This is a genomic window from Actinocorallia sp. API 0066, from assembly GCF_020991275.1.
Classification (GTDB): domain Bacteria; phylum Actinomycetota; class Actinomycetes; order Streptosporangiales; family Streptosporangiaceae; genus Actinocorallia.
This window is the reverse complement of the sequence record NZ_JAJLQY010000007.1, coordinates 146,343-169,099: the sequence shown is the minus strand read 5'-3', so window position 1 is coordinate 169,099 and position 22,757 is coordinate 146,343. Positions and strand designations below refer to the sequence as shown.

At 72.3% G+C, this 22,757-nt stretch carries 17 protein-coding genes; 9 read left to right on the top strand and 8 right to left on the bottom strand.

Going from position 1 to position 22,757, the window contains the following annotated elements:
- Nucleotides 1-2 precede the first annotated feature (2 nt).
- A complete protein-coding gene (locus tag LO762_RS19090) occupies nt 3-635 on the top strand; it encodes a hypothetical protein (protein WP_230616930.1) in 633 nt (210 codons plus the stop codon).
- Between the two features lie 19 nt (nt 636-654).
- Here the strand turns inward: LO762_RS19090 and LO762_RS19085 are convergent, their stop codons facing one another.
- The 4 genes from LO762_RS19085 to LO762_RS19070 all read right to left on the bottom strand — a co-directional run bounded on the left by LO762_RS19085 (nt 655) and on the right by LO762_RS19070 (nt 5,891).
- Nucleotides 655-1,878 carry a serine/threonine-protein kinase gene (locus LO762_RS19085; protein WP_230616928.1) on the bottom strand — a complete coding sequence of 408 codons (1,224 nt, stop codon included), beginning with the start codon at nt 1,876-1,878 and terminating at the stop codon, nt 655-657.
- A gap of 46 nt (nt 1,879-1,924) precedes the next feature.
- Nucleotides 1,925-3,535, bottom strand: a complete 1,611-nt coding sequence (locus LO762_RS19080) for a serine/threonine-protein kinase (RefSeq protein ID WP_230616926.1) — start codon at nt 3,533-3,535, stop codon at nt 1,925-1,927.
- A gap of 28 nt (nt 3,536-3,563) precedes the next feature.
- Complete coding sequence (locus LO762_RS19075) at nt 3,564-5,219, bottom strand: serine/threonine-protein kinase (RefSeq protein WP_230616924.1); 1,656 nt, start codon at nt 5,217-5,219, stop codon at nt 3,564-3,566.
- 273 nt (nt 5,220-5,492) lie between these two features.
- The gene (locus tag LO762_RS19070; protein WP_230616922.1) at nt 5,493-5,891 is read right to left on the bottom strand and encodes a hypothetical protein; all 399 of its coding nucleotides are present in this window, start codon (nt 5,889-5,891) and stop codon (nt 5,493-5,495) included.
- 84 nt (nt 5,892-5,975) lie between these two features.
- Here LO762_RS19070 and LO762_RS19065 point away from each other — a divergent pair, with 84 nt between their 5' ends.
- Both LO762_RS19065 and LO762_RS19060 read left to right on the top strand, forming a co-directional pair.
- Nucleotides 5,976-6,743 (top strand): SDR family oxidoreductase, encoded by a 768-nt coding sequence (locus LO762_RS19065; protein WP_230616920.1) that lies wholly within the window; start codon nt 5,976-5,978, stop codon nt 6,741-6,743.
- A 23-nt stretch (nt 6,744-6,766) separates the two neighbouring features.
- Nucleotides 6,767-7,717, top strand: a complete 951-nt coding sequence (locus tag LO762_RS19060; protein ID WP_230616918.1) for an LLM class F420-dependent oxidoreductase — start codon at nt 6,767-6,769, stop codon at nt 7,715-7,717.
- A gap of 61 nt (nt 7,718-7,778) precedes the next feature.
- Here LO762_RS19060 and LO762_RS19055 read toward each other — a convergent pair whose 3' ends face one another.
- Entirely contained in the window at nt 7,779-8,867 is a 1,089-nt protein-coding gene (locus LO762_RS19055; RefSeq protein ID WP_230616916.1) for a hypothetical protein, read from the bottom strand.
- Nucleotides 8,864-9,892 carry a phosphotransferase family protein gene (locus tag LO762_RS19050; protein ID WP_230616914.1) on the bottom strand — a complete coding sequence of 343 codons (1,029 nt, stop codon included), beginning with the start codon at nt 9,890-9,892 and terminating at the stop codon, nt 8,864-8,866. Before LO762_RS19050 ends, LO762_RS19055 begins: the two co-directional genes overlap by 4 nt.
- 80 nt (nt 9,893-9,972) lie before the next feature.
- Between LO762_RS19050 and LO762_RS19045 the strand changes: the two genes are divergently transcribed.
- The 3 genes from LO762_RS19045 (at nt 9,973) to LO762_RS19035 (ending at nt 14,936) form a co-directional block, all read left to right on the top strand.
- The gene (locus LO762_RS19045) at nt 9,973-10,626 is read left to right on the top strand and encodes an HAD family hydrolase (RefSeq protein ID WP_374201579.1); all 654 of its coding nucleotides are present in this window, start codon (nt 9,973-9,975) and stop codon (nt 10,624-10,626) included.
- 359 nt (nt 10,627-10,985) lie between these two features.
- Nucleotides 10,986-11,198, top strand: a complete 213-nt coding sequence (locus tag LO762_RS19040) for a PspC domain-containing protein (RefSeq protein ID WP_230616910.1) — start codon at nt 10,986-10,988, stop codon at nt 11,196-11,198.
- A gap of 153 nt (nt 11,199-11,351) precedes the next feature.
- On the top strand, nt 11,352-14,936 hold the full coding sequence (locus LO762_RS19035) for a hypothetical protein (protein WP_230616908.1): 3,585 nt from the start codon (nt 11,352-11,354) through the stop codon (nt 14,934-14,936).
- A 1,272-nt stretch (nt 14,937-16,208) separates the two neighbouring features.
- Here the strand turns inward: LO762_RS19035 and LO762_RS19030 are convergent.
- The gene (locus LO762_RS19030; protein WP_230616906.1) at nt 16,209-17,609 is read right to left on the bottom strand and encodes a dynamin family protein; all 1,401 of its coding nucleotides are present in this window, start codon (nt 17,607-17,609) and stop codon (nt 16,209-16,211) included.
- A gap of 109 nt (nt 17,610-17,718) precedes the next feature.
- Entirely contained in the window at nt 17,719-19,524 is a 1,806-nt protein-coding gene (locus LO762_RS19025; protein WP_230616904.1) for an Hsp70 family protein, read from the bottom strand.
- Between the two features lie 126 nt (nt 19,525-19,650).
- Between LO762_RS19025 and LO762_RS19020 the strand changes: the two genes are divergently transcribed.
- From LO762_RS19020 to LO762_RS19010, 3 genes are read left to right on the top strand one after another with little or no spacing between them, the layout of a single operon-like run.
- Complete coding sequence (locus LO762_RS19020) at nt 19,651-20,049, top strand: hypothetical protein (protein WP_230616902.1); 399 nt, start codon at nt 19,651-19,653, stop codon at nt 20,047-20,049.
- Entirely contained in the window at nt 20,046-20,960 is a 915-nt protein-coding gene (gene grpE / locus LO762_RS19015) for a nucleotide exchange factor GrpE (RefSeq protein ID WP_230616900.1), read from the top strand. The genes LO762_RS19020 and grpE overlap by 4 nt, the downstream gene beginning before the upstream one ends.
- Nucleotides 20,950-22,719, top strand: a complete 1,770-nt coding sequence (locus LO762_RS19010; protein WP_230616898.1) for a dynamin family protein — start codon at nt 20,950-20,952, stop codon at nt 22,717-22,719. Before grpE ends, LO762_RS19010 begins: the two co-directional genes overlap by 11 nt.
- Nucleotides 22,720-22,757: the final 38 nt, after the last annotated feature.

Genomic DNA, 22,757 nt, shown 5'->3' with positions numbered 1-22,757 from the left:
CCGTGCCCGCCAAGCCCCTGGCCCTCACCGTGCTCCCGACCCTGCTGTGCGCCGCCCTGTACGCCGCGTTGCACGCCGCCCCAGCTCACGGGGCCGAGCCTGCGGCCGCGGCGGACACGGCCTGCCCTGAGGTGCCGAGCGACGCCGCGTCCGTCACCCCGGAGCAGGCCGTCGTGTTCTACCGGCAGTGGGAGGCGGCCGGTTGCGCGGCGCCCGCCACCAAGGCCGTCAAGGCGGAAGCCCCGTTCACGATCTCCACGCAGGCCGTCACGCTCACCGCGGACGCGCTCACCCACACCGGCCTGTCTTATGACGGCGTCGTGCGCTTCCCGACGGCGACGGGGACCGTCCGGCTGCTCAGGTTCTCGATGACAACGGCGACGCTCACGAACGTCAGGCAGACGTCGGGTCAGCGGACGACGCTCACGGCCCGCGAGTTCGTGTTCTCCGGCGCCGTCACCATGTACGCCACCAAGATCACCGGTAGGGCGTTCGGGCTGCTCCCGATGACGCTGACGCCGGACGCGCCGCCCCCGCTCGTCCCGTCCGTCATGTCCTTCACGGGAGTGACGATCGAGGGTTCGGTCGTGCTGGCGGCCGCGGGCGCCGTCAAGGGCCTCGTCGTCCAGGGCTGAGCCCTCAGGGTGCGCTCGCCTAGCGCAGCAGGAGGAAGGCGACGAGTACGGCGATCGCGATGGCCGCGACCGTCAGGGACACCACGATGATCACCGTGTGCCCGGTGCCGGAGCCGCCTTCCGGGGCGGGTGAGGGCGCGGGCACGGGCGGCGGCGTGTGCATCGCCATCGGGGGCGGCGTCTGGTAGGCGGGCTGCGCGTACCCGTAGGGCTGCGGCGGAGGGGTCGGCGTCGGGGCGGACGGCCGCTCCCAGTTCTGCGGCTCCAGCACCGTGTGCGGCGCCTCCGGCTCGGCGACGACGCGCGGGATCCGCCGGGACGGCCCGGGGTCCAGGACCGTCTCCAGCGCCACGTCGCGGGCCGCGCGCGGCCGGTCCAGCACCGTCTCGTCGAACTGGGTCGGCGCCACGTTCGGCCGGGACGAGGAGACGTCGGTGAGCAGCGGCAGCGCCTGGTCACCGGTCATCCGCGCGGCGGGCTCCCTGGTCAGCAGGCCCTCCAGGACGCGGGTGAGCTGCCCCGCGTGCCTCGGCTTGGGCGCGGGCTCCGACAGGGCCGCCGACAGCACCGCCATCGCGTCGGCCCGCTCGTAAGGCGCGTGGCCTTCTACGGCGGCGAACAGCGTCGCGCCGAGCGACCACAGGTCCGACGCCGCTGTGGCCCGTTCGCCTTGGACGCGCTCCGGCGGGATGTAAGCGGGCGAACCCATGACCAGGCCCGTCTGGGTGAGCGTGACGTCGCCCTCCATCTGGGCGATGCCGAAGTCGGTGAGGACGACCCGCACGGGGTGGTCCTCGTTGATGAGGATGTTCGACGGCTTCACGTCGCGGTGCAGGATGCCGCGCCCGTGCGCCGCCCGCAGCGCCTCCAGGACCTGCCGTCCGATCTCGGCCGCCCGCCACGGCGCGATCGTGCGCTCGACGTCCAGGATGTCCTGGAGCGAGCGCGCCTCCACGAGCTCCATGACGATCCAGGGCCGCCCGTCCTCTTCCACCACGTCGTGCACCGTGACGACGTTGGGGTGGTTGAGCCGCGCGGACGCCTTCGCCTCACGCAGGGTGCGCTGCTTGAGCACGTCTTTCTCGCGCTGGGAGAGTCCCGGCCCGAAGGTGACCTCTTTGACGGCGATGTCCCGGTCGAGCATGGTGTCGCGGGCACGCCAGACGACGCCCATGCCGCCGCGGCCGATCTCGCCCAGCAGTCGGTACCGGCCGCCGAGTGGCCGCCCCGGCCCCTGTTCCATAACGTCCCCTAAGCCGCAAGAGAAGGAGAACAGGTGCACCACCCTCTCACGATTCACATGAATCGAGAATAAACCGGGCGATCGCCTTGTACTGGTTCCAGCCCTCCCTGGGGAAGACGGTGAACAGCGCCACATGCTCGTCGTTCACCACGTACCGGCGGTTCACGCCCTGCATGAGGCGGTTGGTGCCCTCCTCGCGGAACCGGTGCCGCAGCTCGGCGCCCGGCTGCCCGCCGACGTCGACCGGCTTCAGCGACAGCTTCCGGTAGTCCTTGAACTGCTTGGGGTACTGCGTGAAGGAGTCCTCGGGCGCGAGTCCCGGGCTGCCGTTGGACCAGTCGCGCAGGTCGAACTGGAAGTAGCCCTCTCCGTCCGGGTCCTCCCAGCGGACATAGCGGGCGCTCTGGTCGTACTTGCTCTGCAGCCACCCCTTGGGCACCGAGACGGTGAACCCGAACGCGTCCCTGCGCTGGTAGCCGTCCGAACCCCCGAAGATCCGCTCCTGGAAGGCGTAGAGGCCACCCGCCAGCAGCACCGCGACCGAGGCCGCGAGCGCCACGTAGAGGCGCCAGGAGAAGCCGCGCCGCGCCGGGGGACGCGCGGGCGGCGGCGGGGCCGGGGTGACCTGCTCCGTCGGCCGGAAGAGCGTCTCGTCCCTCGCGACGGGCACCTCGACGACCGCCGGACGGGGCGCGGGCGGCGGCTGCCGCGGAAGGTGCCGCGCCGGATCCGGCGTGGTGACCATCGCGGAGGCGCGCGGCAGGAACAGCGAATCGTAGGTGTCGCCGCTGCGCCGCGCGTCCGGCATCCGCCGCGGCGGCGTCGCGGGCATCGTGGTGGCCTCGGCGTGCGCCCGGTGCAGCATCTCCGCCGCCGTCGCGCCGTCCAGCCTCGCCTCGGGGTCCTTCTCCAGCAGGCCGACGATCACCGGCACGAGCGGGCCCGCGCGGGTCGGGGTCGGCAGCGGCTCCATCATGACCGCGGCGAGGGTGGAGAGCACCTCGGGCCGCTCGAAGGGAGGGACTCCCTCACACGCCGTGTACAGGAGCATCCCGAGCGCCCACAGGTCCGACGCGGGGCCGGGCTTCAGCCCCTGTGCGCGCTCCGGCGACAGATAGGCGGGCGATCCCATGACGATGCCCGTCTGGGTGAGAGTGGCGTCACCCTCCAGTTGCGCCACGCCGAAGTCGGTGAGGATCACCCTGTCGTCGGCGAGCATGACGTTGGCGGGCTTCACGTCGCGGTGCAGGATCCCGGCGGCGTGCGCGGCCCGGAGCGCGCCGAGCACCTGGCGTCCGATCTCGGCGACCCGTCCCGCCGGGAGCGGGCCGCTGGCGTCGATGGAGTCCTGGAGGGTGCCCGCCCGCACGTACTCCATGACGATCCAAGGCGCGCCCTCTTCTTCGACCACGTCATGGACGACGACGATGCCGGGGTGGCTCAGCCGGGCGGCCGCCCTCGCCTCGCGGAGCATCCGCCGGTACAGGACGTCACGGGCGGTGTCGTCGAGGCCACGCGGCGCGATGACTTCCTTGACGGCGACGGACCTGCCCAGCACCTCGTCGCCGGCGAGCCAGACCGTGCCCATGCCGCCCCGCCCGAGCACCGACTCCAGCCGGTAGCGTCCGCCGAGCAGCCTCCCCTCGCCCTGCGTCATCCGCCGTCCCCATCGGTCGCCTGCTGTGTCATTTGCCCTTAAAGCTCGCGAAGAGCGGTTCGAGCCGGGCCATTGTCTCGTCCCACGACGACGCGGGCGCCATCACCAGGATGGCGTAGCCCATGTCGCCCATGACGAACCCCCTGTTGAGCGCGCGCATCTGGCCGCCCCTGCTGCCCTGGAAGGTGAACTCCCAATCAGCCGAGGCCGCCCCGTCGGTGCTGGCCACGGGCTTGCCTTCCGCGCCGGACGGGCGGATGCCGATCAGCTGGTAGCCGGTGAACCCGTTATTAGGCGCCTGCTGTTCCCAGTCGGCCAGGGCGTTCGGCCCCGGCTGGTCGGTCTGGCCGATCTGGACGCGCAGGCCGTTGGCGCCGTCGAAGTAGTGGTTCAGCGGGTCGCGGCGGTCGGGCTCGCCGAAGTCGTTCGGCACGAACACCGAGTAGCCGCTGGCGTCCTGGTGGAGGCGGAACCCGGCGGGCGGGGCGCCGTCGGCCGCGGTGGGCGTCACGGTCGTGGTCGGCGTTGAGGTGGGCGTGGCGCCGTCCGTGCCGGACGCGGCGGGCTGGCTGACCGACGGCGGCTTCGCGGCGTTCTCGCCGCCCTCGGCCTCGCCCCCGGAGCCGGTGAAGCTCTGCGCCAGCGCGATGCCGCCGACGATGATCGCGGTGACCAGCACGATCACCGCGACGATCAGGCCGGTGGTGCGGGACGGCCCGCGCGAGGACGCCGCCTCGGTGCGCGCGCCGAACAGGTCGAGGCCGTCGTCGGGCAGCCGCTCGGCCGTCGTCGGCGCGGCCTCGGCGGGCGCCTCGGACCGCAGCGCGACGGCCACCTGGTGCTCGCCGCTCAGCTTGCCGTCGCGGGCCAGCTCGTCGAGCATCCGGCCCGCCTCGTGCACGGTGAGCCTGGTGTCGGGGTTCTTGTCCAGCAGCCCCTCGATGACGGGCCACAGCGGGCCCGCCTTCTCCGAGACGACCACGTCGTCAGTGATGATCGCGATTAGGGAGGCCATCGGCTCCGGCCGCTCGTACGGCGACTTGCCTTCGACCATCGCGTACAGGGTGATCCCCAACGACCACAGATCGGAGGCGGACCCGGCGACCTTGCCGCGCGCGCGCTCGGGCGCGATGTAGGCGGGCGATCCCATCACGAGGCCGGTGGCGGTCAGCGTGGCGTCCCCGGTGGACGTCGCGATGCCGAAGTCGGTGAGGACCGCCCGGTCGCCCGGAGCCAGCAGCACGTTCGACGGCTTCACGTCGCGGTGCAGGACGCCCGCCTCGTGCGCGGCGTGCAGCGCGCTGATCATCTGGCCGCCTATCCGGGCGGCCCTCCGGTACCCGAGGGTGCCCTCGCCCTTGATCACCCTGTCCAGCGAGTCGGCCTTGATCAGCTCCATGACGATCCAGGGCCGACCGTCCTCCTCGACCACGTCATAGACGGTGACGACCCCCGGATGGGCCAGCCTGGCCGCCGTCCGCGCCTCGCGGAACGTGCGCCGGTGCTGGAGGTCGCGCTCCTCGTCGGTCAGACCGTGCGGAAGGATGACCTCCTTGACCGCGACGTCACGGCCCAGGACCTCGTCGAACGCCTGCCAGACGGTGCCCATGCCGCCCCTGCCGACCTGCGTGTGCAACCGGTACCGACGCGCCAATATCCGGTCACTCGGGGTCTCGTTCGGCATAGAAGCGACCATATCCAGGTTCGAAGGTGCATAAGGGCGGCGTCCCGTCCGCGTCGCGTCCGGGAGTGCGCTCTGGTTGCGTTAGACGCCGGAACCGCGGCGGATGTTCGCGCGAGGTCGGGGAGGGATCGGGGACTCCTCCCGGTCGGGGACGGATGCGGAACGCACTGGATCACTGGCGTACGGTCGCGCCCAGCATAGTGTTCTGGTATGTCCGCCGTCGGGATTTCTGTCCATCACCGCGCGGATTTCCGGGACCGCGGGGAGGCGCCCCTAGGCGTCGGCCTTGCGCGCCACCCACAGCGCCCAGACCACGAGCGGCACCTGGAGCGGAAGGCGGGCCTGCACGGCGAGCCGCAGAGGCTTCGGCTTGTCCTTCCAGTCCCGGGCCATCTTGATGTTGGCCGGGAAGACGGCGGCGAACAGCCCGGCGGCGGCGAGCGCGCCGAGGCGACGGGTGCTGGGGTTGGCCACCGCGGCGGCGACGGCGATCTCGGCGATGCCGCTGAGATGCGTCCACGCGCGCGGTGTGCCGGGCAGCGACTCGGGGATGATCGCGTCGAAGGGTCGGGGCACGGCGAAGTGCAGCGCCCCCATCGCGGCGAGGCCCGCGCTGAGGCGCAGGGCCGCCGCGTCGCCGCGGCGGGGTGGGGTGTCAGCGGTCTGCGTCATGCACCCCACCATGCCACGGGGGCGAAGTAACCCACGAGTCACTTAGCCGATAGAGTGCCCAGAACCACATTCGGGAGGCTGACCATGCGGACGGGACTCGAAGGCAAGACCGCGCTCATCACCGGCGCGTCACGCGGCATAGGCAAGGCGACGGCCTTCGCCCTCGCGGCGGAGGGCGCCAACGTGGTGCTCTCCTCCCGCAAGCAGGACGCGCTCGACGAGGTCGCCGCCGAACTCAAGGCCGCCCATCCAGGGGTCGGCGTGCTGGCCAAGGCGGCCCACGTCGCCGACGAGGCGGCCGCCACCGCCGCCGTCGAAGCGGCCCTCACCGCTTTCGGCGGCCTCGACGTGCTCGTCAACAACGCGGGCACCAGCCCGCACTTCGGCCCGATGGTCGAGATCGACGCCGCGCGCGCCGCCAAGACCGTCGAGGTCAACCAGTACGCCATCGTGCTGTGGACACAGCTCGCCTGGAAGGCCGCGATGGCCGAGCACGGCGGCGTGATCATCAACATGGCGAGCATCGGCGGCCTCGTCACCGAACACGGCATCGGCTACTACAACTCAACAAAAGCCGCGGTCATCCACCTGACCCGGCAGTTCGCCGTCGAGCTCGCGCCGCGCGTCCGCGTCAACGCCATCGCGCCCGGCCTGGTGAAAACCAAGCTCGCCGCCGGGCTCTGGGAAGGCAACGAGGAGGCCATCGCCAAGGCGCTCCCCCTCGGCCGCCTGGGCGTGCCCGAGGACATCGCGGAGGCCGCGGTGTTCCTCGCCGGCGACTGCTCGTCCTGGATGACCGGACAGACCATGGTTGTCGACGGCGGCTCCGTGATCCGCCCGGCGATCGCCTGACCACCTTCAAGCAGGAGGCTCGCATGAACTGGGGACTGACCATTCCGCTGCCCGGCGTCAAACTCGCCGACCACCGCGCGCTGGTGGAGGAGCTGGCCGGCCTCGGCTACACCGACGTGTGGTCCGCCGAGACCAACGGCTACGACGGCTTCACTCCACTCGCTCTCGCCTCGCAGTGGGCGCCGACCCTAAGGCTCGGGCCCGCCATCGTGCCCGTCTACACGCGCGGCCCTGCGCTGCTCGCCCAACAGGCCGCCACCATCGCCGACCTCGCTCCCGGCCGCTTCATCCTCGGCATAGGCACGTCGAGCGACACCATCGTGGAACGCTGGAACGGCATCCCGTTCACCGAGCCGTTCGCCAAGGTCCGCGACACGCTGCGCTTCCTGCGGCGCGCCCTGTCCGGCGAGAAGGTCACCGACGAGGCCCTGGGCGTCAAGGGGTTCCGGCTGGAGTCCGCGCCGGAGGTGCCGCCGCAGATCGCGCTGGCGGCGCTGCGTCCCGGGATGCTGAGGCTCGCCGCGCGCGAGGCCGACGCGGCCATCACCAACTGGCTGTCGGCCACCGACGTCGCCCAGGTCCGCGAGGCGTTCCACCCCGACAAGGAACTCCTCGCCCGCCTCTTCGTCGCCCCCACCTCCGACGCCGAGGAGGCCCGCAACCTGGGCCGCTGGCTCATCGCGTCCTACCTGAACGTCCCCGTCTACCGCGCCTTCCACGAGTGGCTGGGCCGCGGCGAGGCCCTCCGCCCCATGCACGAGGCGTGGGCCTCCGGCGACCGCCAGGGCGCCCTCAAGGCCATCCCCGACGAGGTGGTCGACGCCCTCGTCATCCACGGCACCCCCGAATCCTGCCGTGCCCAGATCAGGTCCTACGTCTCCAACGGCCTCACCACCCCCGTCCTCATGCCCCTCCCCACCTCCCAGTTCACCGGCGCCGAGGCCGTCCGAGCCCTGGCCCCCACCGCCCCCTAGCCGTCCGCCGGTGGGCGGCCCCCTGGAGGAGCCGCCCACCCGCGTGCGCGTGCGCGGCGGGTCAGGTGAAGGACGGGTGGGGGCCCAGGGCCATGTACTCGAAGAGGCCGTAGCCCGTTGTTGGGCCGTTCGGCGCGGGGTAGGTGAAGCGCGCGACGGAGTCGACGATGCCCCAGAAGCGGTCGGCCTCCTTTTGGGTGTCGTGCAGGACGGACTGGACGACGGGCTCGGAGCCTTGGTACATGCCGTGCTTCCAGTCGGGTTCCAGGCCGTAACCCGTGCCGACCATGATGTGCACCGGAAGCAGCGGGCTTACCTGGACGTCGAAGGGCTCGCCTCCGGGTGGCGCGAAGGAGATCGTCGCGGAGACGACGTCACGCGTCCCCTCCGCGTAGACGGGCCGGTATTCGGGGCGCCCCAGGTACTCGGCCTCCCGCGCCGGGTCCGACCACACCCGGAGGGCCTCCTCCAACAGGCGCCTGCCCTTCTCGTCCTCCTGCACGATCGTGAGGATCGCGTGGTCCTCGAACTGCATGGGCGCGTACATCCAGTAGAAAGTCCCCGCGTTCTTGACCTGGACGCCCAGAGGCTCCGGCTCGCCTACGGGACGGATGCCCCAGGACCGGTCTCGGGTGCCCCACCAGCGGTCCGGGCTTACGTCGACCGTGGTGTCGCCGTGGGTGATCACGCCGCTCCAGCGGCCGGTCTGCGCCATCCGGGTGGAATCGAACATGACGCGTTCCTGCCAGCGCAGGTAGTGGCGGGGTTCGAGCGTCGCGGGGACGGTGCCCTCCCACGTCAGGTCGAACGACAGGCCGTGGCCCTCGTCCTCCAGGACGACCCGCAGCCGCTTGAGGCCCTCCAGGACCTCCACGCGGAACGGGCCCACCGACGTGTCCATGCGGTCGGCTCCGAGCTCGCGGGAGGCCCGTACGACGCGGTGCTCGGTGCCCGTCCGCAGCACCGCGAACGCGTCGGTGACGCCGAGGTTCGGGTACTGCCCCACGCCGACGATGAGCATCATCTCGTCCGAGCAGGGGTGGCAGTTGAAGTAGTAGCGGTCGTAGAAGTTGCGGTCCGACGTGGCCACGTGGCGCATCACGCCGGAGATCTGGTGGACGGGGTGGTCGTCCAGGGGGGACAGCGTCACAGCTCCTCCAGCACCTTGTGCAGCAGCCTCGTCGCGGTGTTGTCGTAGGGGAAGGGGTCGTCGGGGCCTACGAGCTCGTAGTGGATGAGTAGCTGGCCTATCCGGGCCATGACGGCGGCGAACTTGAGGCCGGAGAGGACGTCGTAGGGGCGGAGGTCGTCCAGGTCGCGGCCAAGGAGCGCGGCGTAACGGGCGATCGTCTCCGCCCGCGTGGGGAAGCCGGGAAGGCCGGGCGATCCGACGGCGTCGCGGTGGTGCCGGTCCAGGTACAGGTACCAGGACAGGTCCTCTTCCGGCTGGCCGAGGGTGACCATCTCCCAGTCGAGGATGGCGGTCACCTCGCCTTCGACGAACAGCAGGTTCCCGATCCTGGAGTCGCCCCAGAGCAGGGCGGGCGGTCTCTCCTCACGGGGCGGGTGGGCGCGGAGCCACTCCAGGGCCCGCTCGGCCACGGGCACCGTCCCCGTGTACGCCCACTTCAGGTAGTTCTCGTAGTACGCGAGACGCTGGCCCCATCCGGTGGGCCCGTACCTGGTCTGGTCGACGTACTCCAGGCCCTTGACGTCCTGGTGGTGGACGGAAGCCATCGCGCGCAGGCCCGCGTCCCACAGGGCCGCCCGCTCCTCTTCCGCGATCTCGGTGACCCACCCTTCCTGGTGGTAGGGCGGCATGTCCGAGGGCGCACGCCCCGGCCGCGCCGCCATCACAAAGAACGGGGCGCCCAACAGGGAGGCGTCCGGCTCGTACCAGAACACCTCCGGCACGGGCAGGCCGCGCGCGTGGAGCTCGCGCAGGACCGCGTACTGCTCCTCGAAGCGGGGCTCGGGGAAGATCTGGTAGCCGGTCGGGGCGACCTTGGCGACGTAGTCCGCGCCGCCCACGGAGAACAGCAGGGTCTCGGCGGAGAAGCCGCTCGTCGACGGGGTCTCCAGCCGGTCCACCCGGGCGCCGGGGAGGCGGTCGACGAGCCAGGAGTCCAGGATGGCGCGCGTCACTTCCGGGTCGCGCTGGTCGGGTACGGGCAAGTGAACACCACCTAACTAGCGCTTGGTCATATCACCGCAAGGTAAACCCTCGCGTCCCCGCTGGGAAGAGGCCCCCTAAGATGCGAGAAGTGGAGATCAAGGCGGTTTTCTTCGACGTCGGCGAGACCCTCATCAACGAGGGCCGCATCTACGACGCCTGGGCCGACTGGCTCGGCGTCCCCCGCCACACCTTCCACGCCGTGCTCGGCGGGGTGATCGCGCGCGGCGAGCCCCACATGGCCGTCTTCGAGCACTTCCGCCCCGGTTTTGACCTCGCGGCGGAGGAGGAGGCCCGGCGCGCCGCCGGCGTGCCGAACGGCTTCGACGAACGGGACCTCTACCCGGACGCCCGGCGCTGCCTCGCCGCCCTGCGCCGGCACGGGTACGTCGTCGGCGTCGCGGGCAACCAGCCCGCCGAGGCCGCCGCCCGGTTCGCCGCGCTCGGACTGGAGACCGACCTCGCCGCGATGTCCGCCGAGTGGGGCGTCGAGAAGCCCTCCCCCGCCTTCTTCGCGCGCCTCTGCCAGGAGGCGGGGCTGCCCGCCGCCGAGATCCTCTACGTCGGCGACCGCGTGGACAACGACATCGTCCCGGCCGCCGCCGCGGGCCTGCGCACCGCCTTCCTGCTGCGCGGCCCCTGGGCCCACGTCCAGGCCCTCACCCCGCTCCCCACCCCGCCGACCCACACCCTCGTCGACCTCGACGCCCTCACCGCCCTCCTCACCACACCCTGACGCCCTGACCTGCGACGGCCGGTCAATTCTCCTGGTTTCGCCTGGACGCTTCGGCGGGCGCCGCGCGGACGGCTGGGCCCTGTTCGGCCCAGCGGGACGGACTCGGGTCATCTCGGCGCGGTAGACGTTGTGCGGAACACGGCTGGGCGATTCGGCGCGGTTGCGGGGATTCGGTGTGATCGGTGGTACCGCGGGCGCGGCAGTCGGCGTCCCCTAGAGGCGATTCCTTAACCCGTGAGGATGAATCGAGGACCATCCGAGCAGGGGATTCGCGGGGCGCGCGGGAAACCTAGCGTGGAGCGTGCATGGACCGAACGCGCCGAACGCACCGGTCCTGAACGCATCGGGGAGGAAAAGAAATGTCGACGCTGTACCGGCCGGGCCGCGAGCCCGGCGGCCGGATGATCGCGGGAGTGTGCGCGGGCCTCGCCCGCCGGTTCGAGATCAGCCCGACGCTGGTCAGGGTGCTGTTCCTGCTGTCCTGCATCCTGCCCGGCCCGCAGTTCCTCGTCTACGTCGTGCTGTGGATCATGATCCCTTCCGCGGAGGCGGTCCGGCGCCGCGGCGGTTGAAACCGCCATCCCGAACGCGCGAAAATGCTCAACGTGCCGATCGTGTCACCGTACGCTACCGCGTGGTGCGCGCGGCCTCCCGCGTCGAACAGCCGTGCGCCTCTTGGAGTTTTGTGGGGCGGCGTGTTAGATCGGGGATCGGGAGGAGGGGGCGTGCGCGGGGAGCTGAAAGACGAGACGGGAAACCTGCTGCGTTTCCTGCGTGACCTGGCGCGCGCCCAGCGCCTCCGGGTCCTCGACGTCGACGGCCACGACGAGGTGCACTGGCTCGCCGAGCTTCCCGCCGAGCTGCCGGTGCACACCGAGGCACGCCCCGGCGAGGCGCTCCTCGGTCTGCCCCCCATCCCGCTCACCCCGCCGGCCGAGCTCAGCGAGTTCGACGGCTGGCTCGCGCTGCGCCGCTGGTACCGGACGCTGCGCGCGCACGCCGAGATCCCCGAGGGCAGGCAGCTCGTGCTGGCCACCGGCCTGCTCACCTGGACGGCGGAGGACGGCACCGAGGTCCGCGACCACCTGCTGCTCACCCCCGTCCGGATCCGGCTGGACCCGGAGACCGAGCGGGTGGACGTCGTCCTGTCCGAGCGGCCGACGGTCCTGCGCGACCGGGAGTTGCTGGAGGGCCTGCCGGGGTTCCGCGCCGCCCGCACCGACTGGCTGCGCGACGCGGTCCGCTCCGGGCAGGGCGCGGCGCTGCGCGCGTCCGCCGCGGACATCCTGCGCAAGTGGTGCGGGTTCGCGTTCGACGAGCCGGTGCCCTTCCGCGAGGACTGGACCGACGACCCCGAGGCCACCGGCCCGCGCGTCCGCCTGGCGCCCGCGCTGGTGCTGCGCTCCTACGCCGACCTGTCCCTCATCGACTACCTCGACGCGATGCTCGCCGCGCTCACCTCGGGTGGCGCCGAAGTCCCGCCGGGCATCGCCCGGTTCCTGCACCCCGGCGAGAACGACAGGCTCGCCCACGTTCCCGACCGGCAGGCGGCGGGCGGGCTGTTCACCGCGCTGCTGGCGCGCGGCCAGCGGGTCCTCGCCGTCTCCGCGCGGCCGCACGAGCTGCGCGAGTCGCTGCCACCCGAGCTGGCCGGGCTGGCGGTGACGGTCGCCGGGGGCCGCACCGATCTTGACGAACGGCTGCGCGCGCTGGCCCAGCGCGTCGCGGCGCACGACCCCGAGCGGTACGAGCGGGCGCTGGCCGAGCACGGCGCGCGGGCGCAGGCGCTGGAGGCCGAGGCGGCCCGGCTGCGCACCCTGCTCGCCGAGCTGCGCGCCGACGTCTCCTACGACTTCGGCCCCGGCTACCGGGGCTCGCTGGAGGAGCTGGAGGCGCTGCTGCGGCCCGGCCACCGGTGGATGCCGGTCATCCCCGGCCTGCCCGAGCGCCCGCCGCTCAGCGCGGCCGAGGCGGCCGAGCTGGCCGGGCTGCTGGCCACCCAGACCCCGCAGCGGCGGGCGCGGGCCGCGCAGCTGCTGCCCGAGCCGGGCGCGCTGCCCGGCGTCGACCAGGTACGGGCCCTCGTCAGCGTCGCGCAGATCCCGGCGCCCGACCCGGCGGGCGATCTCGCCCAGCGGCTCGCCGACCGCGATCCCGCGGTCATCGACCGGCTGGAGGCAGCGGCGGGCACCGTGCACCGCGCCCTCACCGAACTGGGCGTCAGCTGGGACAGCAGGGACTGGGCGCTGCGCGCGCTACGCGACGGCATGGCCGGGCCGTCCCCCGGCTGGGAGCGGCTGTCCGAGCTCGGCGCGCGGGCCGCCGTCGCCGACCGCGCGCTCCGCATGGTCGGGGCGCGCTGGGTGCTGCTGCCCACCGGCACCGAAGGCGAGCTCATCACGACGGCGCGCGAGCTGCGCGAGCACCTGGCGTCGGGCGGCACGCTGAAGCGCGGCCCGCTGCGCCCGGCGGTGCAGCGGCGGGCCGAGCCGTTGCTCACCGAGGCCACCGTCGACGGCGAGGCGCCCACCACCGCCGAGCTGCTCGACGTCGTCATCGCCGCGCTGGAGGGCAGGCAGGCCGTCGAGGATCTGGTCGGCGCGTGGTCGGCGGCGGGCGTCTCGCTCACCGAGACACCGGCGCTCGACGGCATGGTCGCCCAGTTCGCCGGGCTGTACACGCGGCTCGCGCAGGTCAGGACGGCGCTGCGGGCCATCGCCGACACGGCCGGGCTGCTCCGGCACGTCGGCCTCGCGGTGCCGCTGACGTCCCCGGAGGAGTGGATCACCTATCGGGGCGCGTTGGAGACCGTCCGGATCCGGCGCCGCGCGTCAACGGCGTGGGCGGCGCTCGCCTCGATGCGGCAGGCGGTGGAGCTCCAGATCCGGCGCGGCGGCGCCCCTCCGGAGCTGACGGCCGCGGCCGCCGCCCTGTCCGCCCGGGATCTGCCCGCCTACGAGCGCTGCCTCACCGCGCTGGAGGCGGCCCGCGAGGAGCAGCGCGTCCAGGCCCGCTGTACCGCCCTGCTGAACCGTCTCGCCGAGGCGCATCCGGCGCTGGCCACGGCGGGTGTCATCGTGCCCGAGGAGTGGGACGAGGCGTGGCGCTGGGCCTATATCTCCTCCTATCTGGCGGATCGTCCCCGGCCCGCCGCCGAGGCCCGCGCCGAGGAGGACCTGGCCCGCACGGAGTCCCTCGCGGCCGAGGCCAAGTCCGCGCTGGCCGCCGCCGAGGCATGGTCCTGGGCCCTCCGCCGCGCCGGCGCCCACCCCGCCCCGGAGTCCCTCCCGCTCTGGATCATGCCCCGCGACCAGGTCCCCGTCACGGTCCCGCCCGCCCCGAACTCCTTCGACGTCGTCGTCCTGGACCATGACAACGACCCCGTCGAGGCCCTCTACCTCCTCTGGCTGGCCCCCCGCATCATCATCCTGGGCCCCCCGTCCGACATCCCCTCCACCCAGTCCCTCACCCCCGACTCCACCCTCTTCGGCTCCCTAGCCGCCCGCTTCACCCTCCTCACCACCCCTCCAGCCGCACCCACCACAACCGACCCAGCCGATGGCGCCACCCCAGGCACACAGAGCGCCCCAGAATTCGAGACCCCACCACCCGCAACCCCCCTGAGCGCCCCCACCCACGGAGGCGCATCCCCCAAGCACACACCCGCCACACCCCACCCAGCCACCAGCGTCCCCCCGGGAACACCCGACACCCCAAGTCCCGAGAACACCCCAGCCACAACCCACCCAACCACCAGCACCCCTCCGGAAGCGCACGAAGCCCCGCACCCCAAACCCGGCCCCGCCATCACACCCCCGCACACCCCCGCCCCCGCCTCCGGACCGGCCACAACCCAGAACGAGCCGACAGCGCACGGCACCCCCACCCCGCCGGAGAGCTCCCCCACAGCCACAAGCACAACACACCACAAAGCCCCCAACACCAGCCCCACAGAACACCCACCCGCCGCCCCCCTCGCCCCCCCAACGCCAGAAACCCCAAAGACCAAAGACTGCCAAACCACCACAACAACCCCAAACACCAACCCACCCCCAGACAACCACGCCATCCCACAACAAGCCGACGCGTCCCGCTCAACCATCAACACGGGCACCACCACCCCGCCCCCAGCCCACGGCGAGACCCCAACACCCGACACACCCACCCCAGCAATAGCCCCAAACCCCAACAACCCCGAAACCCCACCAACCACAAGAACCGAGCCCAACACCTCAGGCCGAACAACAACTCCACCCGACAATCACCCCCACAACGGAGGCAAGCCCGAATCCCCGTCACCAACGCAGTAAAGCCACCAACACCCTTCCAAACCAACACACAACATCGACAACCAAGAACAAACACCCAAAACACAGCCGGACGCCAACACACCCTCAGACCACCAAGAGACAGCGGCAGCCGAAGACACGAACCCAGCAGAGCAGGCAGCCAGCGACATTAGACTGGGAAGCAGAAGCAAAGCTCAGTAGGGCCGATGGCGGCGGCTTTGGGCGTCGGGACGCCGGAGCGTCGCTGCCGACGGAAAGGGGAGCCGCGCCGGAGGATCGGGGAGATTCGGCAGACGAGTGGGCCCATGGTGAGAGCGGGCAAGACCGGCGCCGGTGGACCGGCGGAGGTGAAGCGCCGCTGCCGGAGGCGCGACGGCGTCGGCACTTCAGCGGCGCAGAGAGTGGTGCTTCGGGTGGCCGGATGCTGGCGTGCTGCGGGTGGGGATGGGCGCCGGAGCGGGTGGAGGTGAAGCGCCGCTGCCGAGGGTGCGACGGCGTCGGCACTTCTGCGGCGCGGAGAATGGTGCTTCGGGTGGCCGGATGCTGGCGTGCTGCGGGTGCGGATGGGTGCCGAAGCGGGTGGAGGGGACCGCGCAGCGATCGACATGGGCGGTGGGAGCTCGGTACTGCCACGCGGAAAGATGTCGGCACATGCCGCGAGCTGGGCCGAGGGGGCCTTTGGGCGTCGGCGACGGTGGAGTGTGGCTGCGGTTGGGAAGAATCCGACGGGGCGGGCGGGAGAGAACTGTGACGGGGTACGGCACGGTGGATCTGGCTCGGCGGGGGCTTTGGGCGTCGGCGATGGTTGAGCGTGGGGAACGAGTGGGACCGGTGGGGCGGGATCGGGGGTGGGAGAGGGGTAGAGGTCCCGATGTCTTGGACTGGTGGGCGGCCTATGAAGGTGGCTGGGGTGGCGGTGGGGTGCGGTGAGGCTGATGGGGGCGGGGGCCTCGGGCCTCGGATGTTGGTGGTGCTGAAGCTCGGGGCGCGCTGGGGCCTTGGTGGGGTGGCGGGATGGGGGCGGTGAAGGGGGGCGGGATCGGGAGTTGGTGGGGCGGTCGGGTCGAGGCTTGGGGTGGCGGGGCTGGATGAAGGAGGGAAGGAGGGCGGCTTGGGGAAGGGGCTGGTGGGTGGGTGCGTGGAGGTGGGGCGGGCGCGTGGGGGTGGTGTGGGCGCGTGGGAGTGGGGCGGGCGCATGGGAGTGGAGCGGGCGCATGGGAGTGGAGCGGGCGCGTGGGAGTGGGGTGGGTGCGTGGGAGTGGAGCGGGTGCGTGGGGGGGGTGGGAGTGGGGGTTAGGGGGTTTTGTAGTGGTAATAGATTGATTCGTAGGTTTCTCGGAGGGATTGGGCGGCTCGGGAGAGGGGGAGGCGGTAGTCGGATTCGAGGCGGCGCCAGCGGCGGATGCGTTCGTCGGCGGCGGGGGGGATCTCGGAGGTGGGGGCGGTGGGGGGGAGGCCGACTCGGGCGGGGTCGGTGCGGGCGGTGGCCAGGTCGATGAGGTCCTGGACGGCGGGGGGTGGGAGGGGGAGGCGGCCCGCGTGGAACTCGGCCAGGAGGGTGGCGTACTCGGATTGGCGGAGGGCGGGGAGGCGGCGGAGGCGGTCCAGGGTGGCGCGGAGAGCGGACAGGGCGGTGGCTTCGGCCGGGGTGGACGGGGACCAGAGGACCGGATCCAGGGCGGTGATGGCGCTTTGGGCGCGGAGCACGTCGGCGTCCTCGGTGAAGGTGGTGCGCATCGTGTCGAGGAGGCGGTCGATGCCGGAGCGGGCGCGGAGGGCGCGGGTGATCCGGACGGCGCCGCGGGCGCCGTCGTCGACGAGGGCGAGGGCCTCGCCGATGCCGTACAGGCCGAGCAGGGAGAGGAGACGGGCACGGGCCTCCCCCCCGACGGGGGCTTCCGCGAGGAAATCCTCCGGCGAATAGAGGATGCGCCCCCGGAGCTCGGGCGAGGTGGCGTGAGCCAAGTCCTGGAGGGCGAAGGCGTCCGACTCGGTGAAGGAATCGCCCAGGGCCGCCTCCGCCAGCAGGCCGGCGATGGGGATCACGTCGGAGACGAGGCCGCGTAGGCGGGCCGCGTAACGGGTGGCGATGCGGTCGGCCTGCGGCCAGGGGTCGCCGTAGCCGTCGCCGAGCTGGTCGATCCGGCTGAGCACGCCGAGCGTGTTGCGGACGGCGAGGCCGGAGCCGTCCATGGCGGCGCGCAGCGCGGTGAGCGACTCCTGTTCGCGCTGCCCCGGATGCGGCATGACGAACAGCAGCGCGTCGCAGGACGCGAGCGCGGCGAGCGAGTCGCGGTCGAGGGCGCCGCCGCCGGTCAGGCTGTCGAGGCCGGGCGTGTCCACGACGGTGTGCCGTTTGAGCACCGCGTTCGACACCTCGACGGCGACGCGCGCCACCTGCGCCGCGGGCCTACCGAGGTCCGCGGGCACGCCGCCTCCGGGCGCGCTGGGCACGTGGTAGGCGGGGCCCGTCCTTGGCGTCACCTCGACCCGGTTGTGGTGGTGGTACCGGAACCAGGTGACGACGGTCGTGCACTCGGTCGCGTCCGTCGCCGCGAGCGACTGCCCGAGCAGCGCGTTCACCAGCGTCGACTTGCCCGCGTTGACCCGCCCCCCGACGGCGACCCGCAACGCCTCCTCCGCCAACCGCGCCACCACGGCGTCCACCGTCTCCGCGGCCCGCCCGGTGAGCACCGGCCGCGCCTTCGCACAGGCTTCCACCAGCGTCTCGCAGAAAATCTCCCTACCCCCAGTCAAGGACGATCGGGACGCCGGATGCGTCCTGTGAAGGGTTCATGTCGGCTTAGCTGATGACGAGTTGGGACGGGTAGGCACCGTTCAGGCCGAACTTGCCGAGGCAGGTTCCGTTCTTGTCGGCGAGGACGTACGCCTTACCCCAGATCGCGTCGGTGAGATAGATGCTGCGTCCTGAGCCGACGTAGGCACGGCCCCCGGTGTAGACGCCCGCAGTGTCCACTTCGTGCAGGTAGGTGTCGTAGGAGGAGTTGTTCACGATCGTGAAGGAGAGCGGGACCGAGCCGGCGCCGGCGCGCACGGTGAAGTCGCACTTCCAGTACACGACGGACCCGCTCCACCGGAAGTAGACCTGCGGGACGGACGGCGCGGGCGGGTCGGACTCGTCGTCCGCGCCCCAGAAGTTGTATCCGCCCGGCCGATCAGAGGTGGGACGCGGGGACGGGCTGGGGTCGTCGAAGCGGCTCGGCTCGTCCTCGGGCGACGGCGAGGGCGAGCGCGACGGGGACGGGGGGTCGGGCTCGTCGGGCTCGTCGGGCTCGTCGTCGGGGTAGTCGGACGGGTCGTCTTCGTCGAGGGCGTGGGTTCGGCTGGAGCTGGAGTCGTCCTCCATGGCGGCGTGGACGCCGGCCGCGCCGAGGACGATGGCGACGCCGAGCAGGGCGGCGATCCCCGACCGGGCGACGGGTCGGCGGCGGCGCCGCGCGGGGCGGGGCAGCGTGATCCGCGGCTCGTCCTCGTCGGCGGGCGGGGCCGTGACGGAGGCGGGGGCGGACGTGGGGGAGGTGGCGGCCCGGTAAGAGTGGAGGGCGCCAATGACAACGACGGTTTTGGGGTCGCCTTCGACGGAGGGGATGCGGCCGAAGGTCTCGGCGAACAGGTCGGTGACCAGGGGGACGCGGCTTGATCCGCCGGTGAGGTAGATCTCGGCGAGGTCCGCGAAGGCGAGGCCGGCGCGTTCGACGGTGGCGGCGAGCTCCACCATGGTGGTGCGCAGGTGCGGGGTGATGCGCGCGACGAACTCGGCACGCTGCACCTGCACCGCCTCGGCGAACCCGTCTACGGGGATCTCCCTCTGGAGGTGCTCCGACAGCTCCTCCTTGAGCCTCGTGACGTCGGAACGCAGCAGGTTGAGCCGTCGCATCACCGCGGGTTCCGGTCCGCGGTGCAGCGCCTCCCAGTCGGCGGGCGACGCGGCGGCGGCCCGTTCGGCGACGAGGCCGAGCAGTTCGTCGTCGAAGTCCTCGCCGCCGAGCCTGGGGTGCCCGCCCGCCGCGCCGACCTGCTCGAACCCGTCGGCGGCGCGGCGCAGGACGGCGGTGTCGAAGGTGCCGCCGCCGAGGTCGTACACGGCGACGCACCTGCCTTCCTCGACCCGGTGGCGCGCCGCGTAGTAGGTGGCGGCCGCGACGGGTTCGGATGTCAGCCACGGTTCAGGCAGGTCCGCTTCAGCCGCCGCCGCCTTGAGTACGGCTGTCTCCACGTCGCCCCAGCGCGCCGGATGGGTGAGGACGAGCCTTTCGGGTGGCCCGCCGTGGATCCGGGTGGCCTCCGCCGCGAAGCGCCGGAAGATGGCCGCCACGAGGGACGAGACGGGCACGTCGGTCCCGCCGAGCCGGACGGCGTGCCCCAGCAACAGCGCCCGTTTCGGGCACCTTTCAGCGGATTCGGGGGAGCTGTTGCGATAGTTCAGCGCGGCCGTTCCGACCATCAGGTCCCCGTCCCCGCCGAGCGCGACGGCCGAGGGGAGATAGCGCGAGTTCCCGACCTCCACGAGGTCGATCGAGCCGTCCCGGAGCGTCGCGGCCGTGCTGAAGGACGTGCCGAAGTCGATCGCCAGCACCCAACCGGCCATGGGGTCACCACCTTTCTCAGTACAGGGTTGGACGAGACGGACCGACCCGGCTGTTTCCGGGAACACCGGTGCGTTCCGGATCCGTCCAACCGGGCAGAACCGCCAACGCACCGGGAGGCAAACCCGATGGAACCGGACTTCTCCGGGCATGACATGACGCTCGCCGAGTACGCGGGCCTGGACGACCTCCAGCCGCCGGCCCCGCCCGTCCTCACGGGGAACCCGACGCTGGACGCGATCACGGCGCTGACCCATGACGCGTCGCTGGGCGCGTACCAGACGATCCTGGACATCGGGTCGCTGCCTGCGGAGCCCGCGGGCGTCCACACGGACTTCCTGGCGGACCTGAACGCCACGCTGGCGCCCGCGATGGACGCCTACCACGACGCGCTCGCAGCGGCCGAGGACGCCCCGCCCGTGGCCGATCCGGAGCGGGACCCGACGGCGGGGCCGCGCCTGGCGGACATCAACACGACGAGCGTCTACACCGACTACGCCCGCTGGACGTACGGCCTGGACTCATGAGCCTGGCGCACGAGGCGCTGTCCTGGCTGGCCGCCGCCCTTCCGGACCTCGCCCCGCCAAAGCCGGAGCTCCCGAAGGGCTTCTCCTTCGATCCCGGCGGCTTCCTCATCGACGAGTCGGGCAAGCAGGCTCCCCTGGATCTGAAAGACAAGGCGCTCCTCGCCCCTGACGGCCGCATCTACAACCCGGAGTCCGGGTTCACCTACGGCTCCGACATGGAGATCCTCGACAAGAGCGGCACCATCGTGGGCCCCGACCGCCTTCTGGGCCTCGCCCCCGACCAGAACGGTGACAAGATCCGTGACGTCGTCCACCACTCCGACGGGAAGTGGCTCTTCAACGGCAGAAAGGCGGAGGGCTTCGACGTCTACGTGAACACGCAGGCCGAGGGCGTCCAGCCGCCGCGGCCCGTGGAGGACGGCGGCGGGTTCCGTGGGACGGTCACGCTCGTCACGACGCTCGCCACGGGCCTCGTCCTGGGCGCGCTGCTGTGCTGGTACGCGCTGCGCGACCGGATGCTCCCGGCGGCGCGCGACGGCCGTCCCGACGCGGCGGAGGCCGAGCGGGCGTGGCGCGCGCAGCGCCCTGAGCGCGCCGCTGCCGAGCGTGAGCGGACGTTGCTGGTGCGCGCCCTCATCGACCTCGCCGACCGGCTCCAGGAGCACAACCCGGGCCTGTGGCGGATGGTCAACCGGCAGTTGGAGCGGGTCGGGGTGACGGTCTACACGCCGGACGGCGAACGGTTCGACCCCTACCGGCACAAATCCCTCACCTTCCGCAAGACGGACGTGCCCGAACACAACGAGACGATCGCGAGCACGGAGCTCGTCGGCTACCTCGACCGGGGCGCCGTGCTGCGCGAGCCGGAGGTCGTCGTCTACCGGATGCTCGACGACGACCGTGTCCGCTGACCGGATCGAGGACGTCCTCGCCGCCGTCGCCGACGCCGCCGGGCGGATGGGCCTCGCCGGGACGGCCGATCCGGTCAGGGCGGAGCTGGCGGGGTTGCCGGACGGGGCGGCGCGGGTCGTCGTCGTCGGGGAGAAGAAGCGCGGGAAGAGCTCGCTGCTGAACGCGCTCCTGGGACGTCCAGGGCTGCTCCCGGTAGACGCCGACCTCGCCACGAGCACGTACATAGCGGTCGGCTACGGCGATCAGGAGGGTGCCGTGGCCGTCGACGCGCAAGGTGAGCGCGTCGAGACAGGGCTGAGCGGGATCGCCGAGTACGCGGCACTCGATCCGGTGACTGCCCAGGCCGCGCACCCTGACGTCACCCACGTCGAGGTGACCGTGCGGTCCGAGACGCTCGCGCGCGGGCTCGTCCTGTACGACACGCCCGGCGTGGGCGGGCTCGTCGCCGGGCACGGCGCGGTGACGCTCGCCGCGCTGGACCGCGCGGACGCCGTCCTGTTCGTGGTGAGCGGCACGAGCGAGCTGACCGCCTCGGAGTGCGCGTTCCTGCACCGGGCGACCGACCGTGTCGCGACCGTCCTGTTCGTCCTCACCCAGACCGACAAGTACCCTTCCTGGCGCGCGGTCCTGGACCGGAACCTGGCTCTCGTCGCCGAGCACGCCCCAAGGCTCGCGAAGGCCCCGTGGTACGCCGTCAGTAGCAGGTTCCGCCTGGACGCGATCCGCACGGGCGACGCGGCGCGCGCAGAGGCGAGTGGCTTCGGGCCCCTGGAGGCGGCCCTCATCGAAGGCGTCGCAGGCCGGATCACCGCCCTACGCCGGGCGAACGCGGCGCGCACGGCCGCGCTGGTGCTGAACCGGCTCGCCGGAGAGCGGCGGCGCGGGCTGCTCGCGCTCGCGGGCGATCCGGCGCTGCTCAAGGAGATCACCGCCGACCGGGACGCGCTCACCGCGCTCGGCCGCGAGGACGCCGCCTGGCGGACCAGGCTCGCCCGCGAGTTCGCCGCCCTCGACCAGGAGCTGATGCGCCTCTACCAGCGGCTCATCACGGACGTCCAGACGGCCGCCGAGGAGCTCATAGCCGAGACCGACCCTGAGGACGCCGAGGAGGCCGTCAGGGAGATCGAGACGGGCCTGCGCGCGGTGTGGGCGCGGATGGAGACGGCGGCGGGGCGCGGCGCCGACCGTATCGCGTTCGGGCTCGCCGCCGACCTCGCGGCCGACGGCGTGGACGCGCTCACCCTGCACGTCGTGCGCCCGCCCGGCGTCGACGACCTGGGCGCGCCGCGCTGGAGCGGCCAGGACGAGCGGGGCGGCGCCCTGTTCACCGCGGTCGAGCGGTATCTGCCGGGCATGGGCGTCGCGTTCATGATCGGCAACGTGCTGACGCTGTCGCCGCTCGTGCTGTTCGGGATCGGCGGGCTCATCGGCCACGGCATCCACAGCCAGCGCCGACTGCGTGAGGAGCGGGCAAGGACACGCGCCGACCTTACGAGGCACCTGCACGCACTCATACGCAGGCTCAACCAGGAGGTACCCGCAGAGCTCAAGAACGGCATCGCCCGGATGCTGGAGGAGGTGCGTGACGCCGTCGCGGCGAGGTTGGCCGCCCGGCGCGCGGAACTGGAGCGGACCCTCACCGAGCGGGCGGAAACCCTCAAGGCCGCCGAAACCGAACGGGCGCCGCGCCGGGCCGCGCTGAAGGCCGACGTCGCCGCGCTCGAAGCGCTGGCCGCCCGGCTCGCTGCGGCCCGCTGAGGGCGTCGCACCTGCCCCTCTGACCCCTGCCATCACAC